The following is a 12327-nucleotide window of genomic DNA, read 5'->3' on the forward strand; positions in this document are numbered from 1 at the left end:
AAAAACTAATTTAACTTTAGCATTCCCAGTTTTACTTTTAGAGGTGAATTTATAAACATCTTACTCATCACGTAAATTAGTTTTGGAAGTGGAAGTGTGTTTGTAAGAAAACCTACCCATTCATTGGTCGATAATCTAAAGAAATTTGAGAAAAAGCTCCTTAATCTACTTTCGTCAAAACTCATTAATCTTCTAAGACCATATTGGTAAAGTTTGTGCCTTTGAGTTAACTCGTAAGGCCATAGTATATTCCAGCCTTTCGTAGCTAGTTCCAGAGAACTTAGATGAGGTTCTTTTAAAAAGATTGCTAATTTTTCTGCAAGGAGTGGAGCCCTTCTTAATAAAGATCCGATCATGTATCCTGATGCAGGATGAACCATACTGGCGGCTCCTCCGAAACCAAGTACAAATTGTTTTTTAAATGGGAGGGGTAAATTCATGGGGAAAAGGCAATTCTCTTCATGAAAAATTTCACTTACCTTAATACCCTTACTATTCAGTCTTTTAAAAAGTCTTTTTTTAAGATTTTCTTGCGATAATGCTGGATAACTAGCTAATGAGGTTTCTTCAACAAAAAAAGTTTCATTTCCTAGATCCATTGCATAAAGGAAGGAAGGAGAGGATAACTTCTCCTCGTCGTTTAAGTGATTTGGACGAAAATCCATTAAAACAAACTGTTCCTTATTAACAGGTGGAGATGAAAATTTACCCACTATTCCATAAGCAGCTTGTTGAGCGATTTCATTTTGAACTGGTCTTTTTATAAAATTACTTTTATGACCACTTGCGTCAATAACTAACCTTGCCTTTATTCTTAGACCTGAAAAACAAATAACCTCAGAAAGTTTATTTTTTTCTTTAATATCTTTTGCTGTTTCATTCAACCATTCAATACCATTACAATTTTTTAAAAGTTCATTTTGAAAGGCTTCTTGATTTATTAAACCATAATCGTAATTATGTTTTGTTGGAGTATCCTCTTTTTTATTTTCCCCATTCCCAAAAAAACTAACTGTTTTACACCAGCGATGAGATAACAAAGATTCTAATCCTAATTCTTCTAATTCGGATGCCCAAATACCATATGTATTCTCCCATTTTTCATTTGGAGATTTAGTTGATATTCCCTTTATTTTAAGATTCTGCTTTGCTAATTCTGAAGCTAAACATAATGCGGCAGGACCGGAACCTAAAATTAAAATATCAAGTATTTCCATATTATTTAATTAACCATTTATCTTTCAATTTTCTTCACCTGAGTTAAGTTGATCTGGTTCCTCTATTTGTTCGCGAGGAACTAATACAACTTCCGATAAATGATCACCCTCATCCAGTCTTTGTAATTTTACTCCAGTAGCTGCTCTAGATTGCTGAGAAATTTTGTCTGCGTTTGTTCTAACTATTACACCTTTTTCGGTTACGAAAAGTAGCTCTTCTCCTTCTCCTAGGACCTTCAAACAAACTAATACATCATCTTGAATTCTATATTTTATCGCTCTTAACCCCATCCCTGCTCTTTTTTGCAATCTGAACTGCGCTACAGGTACTCTCTTCCCTAGTCCAAAAGCACTGGCTATTAATACCCAAGGACCTTTAGAGGAGTTAACCTCAAGATTTTCATCAATTTCTTTTGTGAGATCCTCATTTTTAGTTAATTGATCAACTAAATCAGATGTCAAAACATCCATAGATACTAGGTTATCTCCTTTTCTAAGATTCATAGATTTAACACCTCTTGCGGTTCTCCCAAGTGGCCTTAATTCGTTAACATCTAACCTGAAATGAATAGCCATTCCTGTTCTTGATCCAATTAAGACACTATCTCCTTCTTTTGATAATCTAACCCATGTAAGGGCGTCTCCATCCTCAAGATTAATCGCTATTAGTCCATTTGAGCGAATTTTTGAAAAAGCAGAAAGTGAAGTTCTTTTTATAAATCCAGCCTTGGTTAACATTAATAAAAAACAATCTTCACCAAAAGAATCTACTGCGACTAGTGAAGTTATTTTTTCTTCTCTTGGTATTGGGAGAAGTTGAACTGATGGAGTGCCTTTTGCGGTTCTGCTACTCATAGGAACTCTATATGCTGGGAGAGCATAAGCGACTCCTCTGTCACTGAAGAGTAAAAGAGTATCATGATCGTTACAGCTTATAAATAATTTAACCTCATCACCACCTTGTGTTTTCGTGCCAGCTTTCCCTCTTGACCCACGACTGGTAGATTCAAATTCATTAACAGGCATCCTTTTTAGATAACCTGCTTCACTTAATAAAACTACTGATCTATCATTAGCTATAAGATCAATATCATCAAGACCACCACCTAAATCTAATATTTCTGTTTTTCTGGGAGTAGAAAATTTTTCATCAATTTTATTAAGTTCTTCAAGAATAATTTCAAAAATTCTTTCTTTACTATTTAAAATTTCCTGATATTGGTTGATTTTTTGAGTTAATTCATCATGTTCTGCTTTAATTTTATCTGCTTCCAGGGCTGTTAATCTTCTTAACTGCATTTGCAAAATTGCATCTGCCTGAGTGGAAGATAATTCATGATCATTTTGTAATTTTTCTCGAGCTGTAATTGTATCTCTAGCTGATCTTATTAAATTGATGATTTCATCCATAGCTCCTAAGGCTAATAAAAGTCCCTTAACAATATGATCTCTTTCTTCTGCCTTTTTTAATAAAAATCGGGTTCTTCGCCTTATTGTCTCTACCCTGAAATCTAGAAATACATCCAGCATTTTTCTAAGTGAAAGAGTTGTAGGTTCTCCTTTTACTAAGGCTAAAATATTAGCACTAAAATTATTTTGAAGAGGAGTTAACTTAAATAAATTATTTAAAACTACTTGTGGGTAGGCATCTCTTTTAAGCTCGATAACAATTCTCATTCCATCACGATCACTTTCATCTCTAATGTCTGATATACCCTCTAATTTCTTTTCGTTAACCATATCTGCAATCCTCTCTATCAAAGCTGCCTTATTTGTTTGAAAAGGTAGTTCTGAAATAATTACTGCATCTTTTTCTGCTCTACCGGCTAACTTGATTTGCTCAATATTTGCAACCCCTCTCATAGTTATTGAACCTCTTCCTGTTTTGAAAGTTTCTCTAATACCCTCTCTTCCTAAAATTTGACCACCGGTGGGGAAGTCAGGGCCTTTAATTAGTTCAAAAAGTTCTCTATCTTGAATTGAAGGGTTTTTGATTATTGATTTGAGACCATTTATTAATTCTCCCAAGTTATGTGGCGGAATATTAGTTGCCATTCCAACAGCTATACCAGATGATCCATTTAAAAGTAGTTGAGGAATTCTTGCAGGTAAAACTGTAGGTTCTTGTTGAGAACCATCAAAGTTATCGGCAAAATCTACAGTTTCAGATTCAATATCTTCTAATAAACTTTCATCAGTTAGAGACTTGAGACGAGATTCCGTATATCTCATTGCTGCTGGAGGGTCGTTATCTACAGAACCAAAGTTTCCATGACCATCTACAAGAGGCATCCTCATAGAAAAATCTTGAGCCATCCTAACTAGAGCATCGTAGACAGCAGTATCACCATGTGGGTGGTATTTACCAAGTACTTCACCAACAACCCTCGCACATTTCCTATAAGGCCTGCCGCTAGTTAAGCCAAGTTCATACATTGCATAAAGAATTCTCCTATGAACTGGCTTCAATCCATCTCTCGCATCTGGAAGAGCACGACCAACAATGACGCTCATTGCATACTCTAGATAAGAGCGAGACATCTCATTTCTTAAATCAGTCTGAATAATTCGATCATTATCTTCACTAAATTCAGAGTTCTCGGAACCTATAATATCAGACATACAAAAAATCTTTCTTTAATAATAATCCCTGATTGACATAATGAATAAAAAAAAAGAATATTTTAATTCTCAAATACTCACATTTACACACAAATTAAAAAAAAAACTATTGTTTTTGAATAAACCTTGGCTTATTACCCCTTTAGTTGTTAATTTAATCAAAATAATTGATAAATTCCGTGAATATTGAACTTGGTTTAAACAGAAAAGTCCGAAGGGCTTATGGCATTGACGAAATAGCTTTAGTCCCAGGCAAAAGAACACTGGATTACGACTTAACTGATCCTTCTTGGTTTATAGGTGATTTAAAGAGAGAAGTTCCAATTGTGGCAAGTGCTATGGACAGCGTTGTTGATGTTAATACGGCTGTAGAACTTACCAAATTAGGTGCCCTGGGGGTCATAAATATGGAGGGTATACAAACACGATATGAAAATCCTGATAAAATATTAAATCAAATAGCATCAGTAGGTAAAAATGACTTCGTTCCGTTAATGCAGAAGATATACAGTGAACCCGTTAAGGAGGAATTAATTTCAAAGAGAATAAATGAGGTTAAAGAAAGAGGTGGTATTGCTGCGTTTAGTGGAACTCCTCAAGCGGCCATAAAATTTAAAAAAACACTAAATAATTCCAATTTAGATTTATTTTTCCTTCAGGGTACAGTTGTTTCAACCGAACATCTTGGTATGGAAGGTAATGAAACCTTAAATATCAGAGACCTCTGTCAATCTATGAAAGTCCCAGTTGTGGCTGGCAATTGTGTTACTTACGAAGTTGCTAAACTTCTTATGGAGGCAGGAGTCGCAGGATTAATGGTTGGTATAGGTCCTGGAGCTGCTTGTACTTCAAGAGGGGTATTAGGAATTGGAATCCCTCAAGCAACTGCTATTGCTGATTGTAGTTTGGCAAGAGATGACTACTTTAAAAAAAGTGGTCGTTATATTCCTATAATCGGAGATGGAGGTATTGTTACGGGCGGAGATATTTGTAAATGTTTAGCTTGTGGCGCAGATGCTGTAATGATTGGCTCGCCAATAGCAAAATCCTCAAATGCTCCAGGTAAGGGGTTTCATTGGGGTATGGCTACTCCAAGTCCTATATTGCCAAGAGGTACAAGAATTGAAGTTGGTTCTACAGGAACTTTAGAGAGAATTATTAAAGGACCTGCCTTGCTAGATGATGGCACACATAATTTGTTAGGGGCTATTAGAACATCAATGAGTACACTTGGGGCTAAAAATATTAAGGAAATGCAAGGAGTTGAAATAGTTATTGCACCATCTCTTCTTACAGAGGGTAAGGTTTATCAAAAAGCCCAGCAGCTTGGAATGGGTAAATAGTTTTATAAAAAAAATTTAAACCTTAGCGAATTATGCATTTAATTGAACAAATTTCGCATTACGAGTTATTATTGAATGATGGGGGAAACCCCATACTCCTCACACACTAAATCGCCCGATTAATCGGGCTTTTTTAGATATTTTGTTACTTATATTATTTAATCTGTAATGAAATCATCACTTAAAAGAATTGCCTGCTAAATTTTTTAAAAGGAATATTTAAATTATGTCATCAGCTCCAGCCGTAACTGATTCTTCATTTGATAAAGATGTACTGAAAAGTGATCTACCAGTATTAGTTGATTTTTGGGCACCATGGTGCGGTCCATGTAGGATGGTTGCACCAGTTGTTGAAGAAATCTCAAAAGACTTTGAAGGCAAGATTAAAGTTTTCAAATTAAATACTGATGAGAACCCAAATGTTGCAAGTCAATATGGAATTAGAAGTATTCCAACATTAATGATCTTTAAAGGTGGTCAAAAAGTAGACACTGTTGTTGGAGCTGTACCAAAAGCAACTCTATCAAGCACTCTATCTAAGCATCTTTAAGATATATAGCTTTGCATAAAATTGGACTTATAGACTATGGGATGGGTAATATTCATTCCGTGACAAAATCTCTAGAAAGTCTTGGAGAAGAAATACTTTTAATTAAAAATTTTAGTGAAACGAAGGCTTGTAAGGCGATAATCCTTCCAGGAGTTGGAGCATTTGATCCGGCTATGACAAACTTAATAAATACGGATTTGATAACTGATTTAAAAAAATGGATCAATAGTGGAAAGTCTTTTTTAGGAATTTGTTTAGGTCTTCAACTCCTTTTTGAATCTAGTGATGAAGGGAATGTTAAAGGACTGGGGATTTTAAAAGGAAAAATACAAAAAATTCCTAATATAGTTAATCAAAGGATTCCTCACATGGGTTGGTGCCAACTTTTACCAACAAAACAAAACACTTTATTAGAGTTAGAAGAATTAAATAATTGGGTATATTTTGTTCATTCTTATCATGCAATCCCTGATGATTTTAATATTATTGCAGCTCAGGTTAATTATGGATCTGTCAAATTAACAGCGATGATTGAGAATGATAATTTATTGGCCTGTCAATTTCATCCAGAAAAATCTGGTAAAACTGGAGAAAAACTTTTGAGGAGATGGCTAAGGAATATTCATTAAAAGATTCTTAGAGATGAAGACAAACTTAAGATTAATAGGTGGTAAAAAACTCCAAAGTCCAAATAATATTTATACGAGACCTACAACTCTGAGAGTTAGAGAGGCTATATTCAACATATTGAATAATAGAGTTGAAAATAGTAATTGGCTAGATTTGTTTAGTGGAACAGGTGCTATATCTTGTGAAGCCTATAATCACGGGGCAAGCAAAATAATTGCAATTGAAAAAAACAAAATCAACTCAAAAATTTGCTTAGAAAATTTACTCTCGCTGGAGAATATTGAGAATAGGAGAAATGATATCGAAATTATTTGTAAAGACGTATTGAAATGGACTAAACCAAATTATGAGAGAAACTTATCATCAAAAGTTTTTGATTTAAACAAATTAAAATTTGATTTTGTTTATCTAGATCCTCCATACGATGTTGATTTCCATGAATTAGTTTTAAATCAGTTATTTAATTGTAATCTTTTAAAAAAAGATTCAACAGTTATTTGTGAACATTCTCCAAATCTTTTTATTAAAAAAAGTACTTTGTGGGAAACTATAGATGTAAGAAATTATGGGCAGTCAAGATTAACATTTTTAATCAATGTCCAGCATTCCTGAACCTCTTCTGTATTGATTCCATGCACTTACAAATAAGCCAAGAAGAGTTATTGGTACTAAACCTAAAACAATTCCACAAAGAAGAGGCTCGATCATTTTTTTGCCTTTTTTGAATTTCTTAATCACAATTGTTACATAGAGACTATTTTTTGTGTCAACATCTTCATCAACTGCAGCAGAAAGGGACTTTAAGGGAGAATTCTTAAAAATTGTTTTTGTTGTATTTGGAGTTTTATTGATTTGTTTTTCAATAATTTTCGTAAATCATCATGAAAATAACAAATATATTATTGAAACTCTTGAGCTTAATGGCTCTGCTGAGGAAGGAGATGCTCTTTTTAAGGTAAATTGTGTTGGATGTCATGGAATTACAGCAAGAGGATTAGTGGGCCCAGACTTACACTCAATAACTCAACGTTTGAATGATAAAGAGATAATAAAACAAGTTACAGGAGGCTTGACTCCTCCCATGCCAAGTTTTGAAATTGATCCTGCAAATATGTCCAATTTGTTAAAATATCTTCATAGCCTTGAATAATTTTGGTAAAAAATTTTTCTAATTTAAAGGTAATTTTAGTTGAACCAAATGGTCCTTTAAATGTTGGAAGCGTTGCTAGGTTATGCAGTAATTTTGAAGTGGATGAATTAAGAATTGTTTCTCCTAAGTGCGACATATTTTCTTTAGAAGCAAAAAAAATGGCTCTTAAAGGCCAAAAATTTCTTAAACATTGTAAAGTTTTTGATGATCTTCAAAAAGCAATTTTTGATTGTGATTTGGTTCTAGCATCTTGTGGAAGGATTGATGTAAATAAAGATTCATTTTTTGCATCCTCTGAAGATATATTTGATTGGACTTTATCCTTTAAGAAGATAAATAATTTAGCAATTATATTTGGAAGAGAAGATAGAGGTTTAACTAACAGTGAATTGCTTCTAGCAAATAAAACTTTTAATATTCCAACTTCTCAGAATAATCCTTCATTAAATCTTTCTCACGCTGTTTCAATAGTTTTGTATGAATTAAATAAGTCTTCTAAAAAGAATTTAAATAATGAATTAAAAGTTTTTAACTTGGCATCATCGAAAGAAGTACATGATACATTTGTGGAGATAGAGGAAATGCTTTTGCGAGTTGGATATCTCTTAAAACATACCTCCAAGGCAAAAATCAGTAAATTTAAGAATTTTATTTTAAGGACTAATACATCAATGCACGAAGTAAATGTTTTAAGAGGAATTGTCCATCAAATAAATTGGTTTTTAAACAATTCAAAAAAAAATAAGTAAGTATAAATTTGATTAGTTATTATTCGCATGTTGTTTTAATTTGATAGGGATATTTACTAAAAACATTTTCTGAAGTAGCATCTATTGATTATTTGAATATTTAAGAAAACTAAAACTGTGCCTACAACCAAGAAAAGAAGAGTTTTTCCTTTTACAGCAGTAATTGGTCAAGAAGAAATGAAATTGGCTCTCTTGTTAAATGTTATTGATCCAAGAATTGGAGGAGTGATGATAATGGGTGATAGAGGGACTGGAAAGTCAACTACAATAAGAGCCTTAGCTGATTTGTTGCCTGCAATCGATGTTGTTAAAGACGATCCATATAATAGCTCACTAGTCGATCCTGATTTGCAAAGTAAAGAAGTTTTGGAAAAAATTACTCAAGGAGAAAATTTAGAGAGTATTCAAAGACAAGTACCTATGGTTGACTTGCCTTTAGGGGCTACTGAAGACAGGCTTTGTGGAACCATTGATATAGAGAAGGCATTGAGCGAAGGTGTTAAGGCATTCGAACCTGGTCTATTAGCAAAAGCCAATAGGGGTTTACTATACGTTGATGAAGTGAATTTACTTGATGATCATTTAGTGGATGTACTCTTAGATTCGGCAGCTTCTGGATGGAATACAGTTGAAAGGGAGGGGGTCTCAGTTCGACATCCTGCGAGGTTTGTCCTTATTGGTTCAGGAAATCCAGAAGAAGGTGAATTAAGACCTCAACTATTGGACAGGTTTGGCATGAGTGTTGAAGTTAAGACAGTTAGAGATGCTGAATTAAGAGTTCAAGTGGTTGATCAAAGAACTTCTTTTGATGATAATCCTGATGAGTTTTCATTAAGTGTTGAGAAACAACAGGATGAACTTCAACAAAAAGTTATCAAAGCACAAGAAATATTAAATTCTGTTCAAATGGATGATGACTTAAGATTGAATATTTCTGCAATCTGCGGAGAACTAGATGTGGATGGTTTACGTGGAGATATTGTTACAAATAGGTCTGCAAGGGCAATTGCAGCATTTGAAGGCAGAACTGAAGTTCAAGAAGATGATATAGCAAGGGTTATTTCTTGTTCTTTAAGACATAGACTTAGAAAAGATCCATTAGAACAAGTTGATTCAGGCGAAAGAGTTATTCAAGCTTTTTGTAAAGTATTTGATTTAGATGAAAAAGAAAATCTTTCAAAATTTCAATTGTCTGCTGAAGCTTAATAACAGTGAGAATAATTGGGATTGACCCTGGATTAGCTAGAGTTGGTTATGGAATAATTGAGATAGAGAATGAAAGAAAGATATTATTAGATTGCGGCGTTATTGAAACAGATAAAGATAAAAAAGAAGAAGATAGACTTTATGAGATATTCCAAGATCTTAATGAATTAATAAATCATTGGAACCCAACTGCAGCGGCAGTAGAGAAATTTTTCTTTTACAGGTCAAGTACTACCATTAGTGTAGTGCAGGCTAGGGGAGTGATTATGATGGTATTGGCCTCTAAAAAGATTCATGTTAGTGAGTATTCACCTGCTCAGATAAAATTAACAATTGCTGGATCTGGAAAGGCATCTAAGAGAGATATTCTTGATGCTGTTATGTATAACTTAGATCTTAATAAACCCCCAAAACCTGATGATTCGGCAGATGCATTGGCTATAGCACTCACAAAACTAAATGAGGATGGCTTTAACTGAAAATTTATAATGAAGATTTTTGAAAATAAGAAATTGGAGAGGGATAGGTTTAGAAAACTTAGAGATGGGATTTCTTTTAACCAAAGAGAGAATGTAGAAAAGAATGTAGGATTATATATTGATTCATTTGTTAAGGGATATAAAAATATTGGTTATATAGCCATATATTGGCCTTTAAAAAATGAGGTTGATATAAGGAGTCTCAAGAAAAAATTCACTTTAGCTTTGCCTAGATGTAAAGATAAAAAAGAGTTGTTATTTTATCCATGGGATGAAAAACCTCTTACCAAAGATTCTGAAGGGATATTAAGTCCAAAAAACTCTTCTCCTTTAAGTCATTTGCAGATAAGTATGATATTTGTACCATGTCTTTCCGTTGATAAGAATTTAACAAGATTAGGTTATGGAGGAGGTTATTTTGATAAATTAAGGAGAGATAATGATTGGAGAAATATTCCATGCATTGGAGTATTAACTTCTAATTGTATAAGTACGATTCCATTAACCAGAGCTGAGTGGGATATTCCTTTATCGGGCTTTATCACAGAAAAAGAAATATTTGTATAATAGAAGACTCATAAAGTGATTAATTTATAGTTTTAAAAAATGGAAAATCACGAAAAATACAATAATTTATCAAAATTAGTTGAAAAGTTGAAGAAATCAGAAGATCCAAAAAGAAAATATGAATACATTTTGTGGTTAGGCAAAAAACTGAAAGAACCAGATAGTGAAATCCTTGTTGAAGAAAATAAAGTTAAGGGATGCGTTTCAGAAGTTTTTGTTAAGGCAACTTTTAAAGCAGGTAAATTATTTTGGGAAGGATATTCTGATGCTCTTATAACAAAGGGTTTGTTGTCCTTTTTAATAAGTGGATTAAATGAGTTAACACCAAATGAAGTTGTTGAAATAGATAAGAAATTTATAGAAGATACTGGTTTGAAAGCAAGCCTAACTCCTTCACGATCAAATGGTTTTTTAAACATTTTATTGAAAATGCAGTCTCAGGCAAATGAATTTTTGTAGGCCTAATAATATAAAATTAAACTCAAAGTTAAAAGAAATAAAAAATGAGAAAATGCAGAATTGGGATTATAGGTTTTGGAACTGTAGGTTCAGGGATTTATAAAATATTATGTTCTGAGGTTGATTCACATCCAATTCTAAAAGAAATAGAAATTGCAAAAATAGCAGTTAAAGATCTTAATAAAAAAAGAGATATTGAGCTAGATAATAATTTATTAACTGATGATCCATTTAAATTAATTAATGACCCCTCCATAGATGTAATTGTTGAAGTCATGGGTGGGGTTGATTTAGCGAAAGATATTATTCTGCAATCATTAAAATTAGGTAAATCTGTTGTTACAGCAAATAAAGCTGTCATTGCAAGATATGGAGAAGAAATATATAAAACTGCTTCTAAAGAAGGAGTTTATATATTGTCAGAGGCGGCAGTTTGCGGGGGAATTCCTATAATTGAACCCTTAAAAAGATCATTAAAAAGTAACAGCATAAAAAAAATGGTTGGGATAATAAATGGCACAACAAATTTTATTCTTTCCAAGATGGCAAATGAAAAAGCTGATTACAAGGAGACCTTAAAATTGGCCCAAAGCCTTGGATATGCAGAATTTGATCCAACTGCAGATGTTGAGGGTCATGATGCTGCTGATAAGATTTCAATTCTTAGTGAACTTGCATTTGGAGGGAAAATCAAAAGAGAGGAGATTCATTCTGAGGGCATTAGTAAAATTAATCTAAAGGATATTGAATATGCCAATAAATTAGGGTTTGAAATAAAACTTATAGCTTTCTCAGAAAGGGGACAAATTAATACTAATGATTCCCTTTCTTTGAATATTTGGGTAGGACCTTCTTTGATTCCAAAATCTCATCCATTGGCAACAGTTAAGGGAGTTAATAATGCCTTATTGATAGAGGCTGATCCTCTTGGAGAGATAATGTTATATGGTCCAGGTGCAGGGAGTGGCCCAACTGCTGCATCAGTAGTATCAGATATATTAAATCTGCATGCCGCCTCAGTAAAAAATAATAATTCAATCGATCCATTATTATCTTTTTATTTCTGGAGAAACTGTCATATCATTGAACCTTCACAAATAAATAAAAAAAATTACCTTAGAATTATTTGTCTTGATAGCCCAGGTGTCATAGGAAAGATTGGAGATATTTTTGGGAAGAATAATGTGTCAATCGAATCAATTGTTCAACTTGATGCAAGTGAGGACAAGGCTGAAATTGTCGTTATTACTCATGAGGTGAATAATGGAGATTTTGAAAGATCGAAAGATGAGATAAATTCGCTCAATGAAGTCAAAATTATTGCAAGTCAATTAAGTTGTATTTAAAAAAATAGT

At 33.1% G+C, this 12327-nt stretch carries 14 protein-coding genes; 11 read left to right on the top strand and 3 right to left on the bottom strand.

Going from position 1 to position 12327, the window contains the following annotated elements; translation table 11 throughout:
- Positions 1 to 5 precede the first annotated feature (5 nt).
- Positions 6 to 1217: a lycopene beta cyclase gene (gene crtL, locus EV01_RS08410; protein ID WP_032516708.1), complete on the bottom strand. Its 1212-nt coding sequence runs from the start codon at positions 1215 to 1217 to the stop codon at positions 6 to 8.
- 24 nt (positions 1218 to 1241) lie between these two features.
- On the bottom strand, positions 1242 to 3839 hold the full coding sequence (gene gyrA, locus EV01_RS08405; RefSeq protein WP_032516709.1) for a DNA gyrase subunit A: 2598 nt from the start codon (positions 3837 to 3839) through the stop codon (positions 1242 to 1244).
- Positions 3840 to 4018: 179 nt separating this feature from the next.
- Between gyrA and EV01_RS0108710 the strand changes: the two genes are divergently transcribed.
- The 4 genes from EV01_RS0108710 to rsmD all read left to right on the top strand — a co-directional run bounded on the left by EV01_RS0108710 (position 4019) and on the right by rsmD (position 6974).
- Positions 4019 to 5182 carry a GuaB3 family IMP dehydrogenase-related protein gene (locus EV01_RS0108710; RefSeq protein ID WP_032516710.1) on the top strand — a complete coding sequence of 388 codons (1164 nt, stop codon included), beginning with the start codon at positions 4019 to 4021 and terminating at the stop codon, positions 5180 to 5182.
- Between the two features lie 226 nt (positions 5183 to 5408).
- A complete protein-coding gene (gene trxA / locus EV01_RS08400; protein WP_032516711.1) occupies positions 5409 to 5732 on the top strand; it encodes a thioredoxin in 324 nt (107 codons plus the stop codon).
- Between the two features lie 11 nt (positions 5733 to 5743).
- Positions 5744 to 6361 (top strand): imidazole glycerol phosphate synthase subunit HisH, encoded by a 618-nt coding sequence (gene hisH, locus EV01_RS08395; protein WP_032516712.1) that lies wholly within the window; start codon positions 5744 to 5746, stop codon positions 6359 to 6361.
- A 13-nt stretch (positions 6362 to 6374) separates the two neighbouring features.
- On the top strand, positions 6375 to 6974 hold the full coding sequence (rsmD, locus tag EV01_RS08390) for a 16S rRNA (guanine(966)-N(2))-methyltransferase RsmD (RefSeq protein ID WP_032516713.1): 600 nt from the start codon (positions 6375 to 6377) through the stop codon (positions 6972 to 6974).
- On the opposite strand, the gene petG is transcribed toward rsmD, so the two are convergent.
- Positions 6951 to 7070, bottom strand: coding sequence for a cytochrome b6-f complex subunit V (petG, locus tag EV01_RS0108715; protein ID WP_011376619.1), 120 nt, complete (start codon positions 7068 to 7070; stop codon positions 6951 to 6953). The genes rsmD and petG overlap by 24 nt on opposite strands.
- Positions 7071 to 7125: 55 nt before the next feature.
- On the opposite strand from petG, the gene EV01_RS08385 reads away from it, so the two are divergent.
- The 7 genes from EV01_RS08385 to EV01_RS08355 all read left to right on the top strand — a co-directional run bounded on the left by EV01_RS08385 (position 7126) and on the right by EV01_RS08355 (position 12318).
- Positions 7126 to 7512: a c-type cytochrome gene (locus tag EV01_RS08385; protein WP_032516714.1), complete on the top strand. Its 387-nt coding sequence runs from the start codon at positions 7126 to 7128 to the stop codon at positions 7510 to 7512.
- Positions 7509 to 8261 carry an RNA methyltransferase gene (locus EV01_RS08380; RefSeq protein ID WP_032516715.1) on the top strand — a complete coding sequence of 251 codons (753 nt, stop codon included), beginning with the start codon at positions 7509 to 7511 and terminating at the stop codon, positions 8259 to 8261. Before EV01_RS08385 ends, EV01_RS08380 begins: the two co-directional genes overlap by 4 nt.
- 117 nt (positions 8262 to 8378) lie before the next feature.
- Positions 8379 to 9467 (top strand): magnesium chelatase ATPase subunit I, encoded by a 1089-nt coding sequence (bchI, locus tag EV01_RS08375; RefSeq protein WP_032516717.1) that lies wholly within the window; start codon positions 8379 to 8381, stop codon positions 9465 to 9467.
- 5 nt (positions 9468 to 9472) lie between these two features.
- The gene (gene ruvC / locus EV01_RS08370) at positions 9473 to 9946 is read left to right on the top strand and encodes a crossover junction endodeoxyribonuclease RuvC (protein WP_032516719.1); all 474 of its coding nucleotides are present in this window, start codon (positions 9473 to 9475) and stop codon (positions 9944 to 9946) included.
- A gap of 9 nt (positions 9947 to 9955) precedes the next feature.
- Positions 9956 to 10513: a 5-formyltetrahydrofolate cyclo-ligase gene (locus EV01_RS08365; RefSeq protein ID WP_032516720.1), complete on the top strand. Its 558-nt coding sequence runs from the start codon at positions 9956 to 9958 to the stop codon at positions 10511 to 10513.
- A gap of 39 nt (positions 10514 to 10552) precedes the next feature.
- Positions 10553 to 10972, top strand: a complete 420-nt coding sequence (locus tag EV01_RS08360) for a SufE family protein (RefSeq protein ID WP_032516721.1) — start codon at positions 10553 to 10555, stop codon at positions 10970 to 10972.
- A 44-nt stretch (positions 10973 to 11016) separates the two neighbouring features.
- Positions 11017 to 12318, top strand: a complete 1302-nt coding sequence (locus tag EV01_RS08355) for a homoserine dehydrogenase (protein ID WP_032516722.1) — start codon at positions 11017 to 11019, stop codon at positions 12316 to 12318.
- The last annotated feature ends 9 nt before the right edge of the window (positions 12319 to 12327 follow it).

The organism is Prochlorococcus marinus str. MIT 9401 (genome assembly GCF_000760095.1).
GTDB classification, from domain to species: domain Bacteria; phylum Cyanobacteriota; class Cyanobacteriia; order PCC-6307; family Cyanobiaceae; genus Prochlorococcus_A; species Prochlorococcus_A marinus_I.

Excerpts from the sequence above, each read along its gene's own strand:
- crtL (WP_032516708.1), bottom strand. The coding sequence starts at position 1,217 with ATGGAAATACTTGATATTTTAATTTTAGGTTCCGGTCCTGCCGCATTA.
- gyrA (WP_032516709.1), bottom strand. The coding sequence starts at position 3,839 with ATGTCTGATATTATAGGTTCCGAGAACTCTGAATTTAGTGAAGATAAT.
- trxA (WP_032516711.1), top strand. The coding sequence starts at position 5,409 with ATGTCATCAGCTCCAGCCGTAACTGATTCTTCATTTGATAAAGATGTA.
- rsmD (WP_032516713.1), top strand. The coding sequence starts at position 6,375 with ATGAAGACAAACTTAAGATTAATAGGTGGTAAAAAACTCCAAAGTCCA.
- petG (WP_011376619.1), bottom strand. The coding sequence starts at position 7,070 with ATGATCGAGCCTCTTCTTTGTGGAATTGTTTTAGGTTTAGTACCAATA.
- EV01_RS08365 (WP_032516720.1), top strand. The coding sequence starts at position 9,956 with ATGAAGATTTTTGAAAATAAGAAATTGGAGAGGGATAGGTTTAGAAAA.
- EV01_RS08360 (WP_032516721.1), top strand. The coding sequence starts at position 10,553 with ATGGAAAATCACGAAAAATACAATAATTTATCAAAATTAGTTGAAAAG.
- EV01_RS08355 (WP_032516722.1), top strand. The coding sequence starts at position 11,017 with ATGAGAAAATGCAGAATTGGGATTATAGGTTTTGGAACTGTAGGTTCA.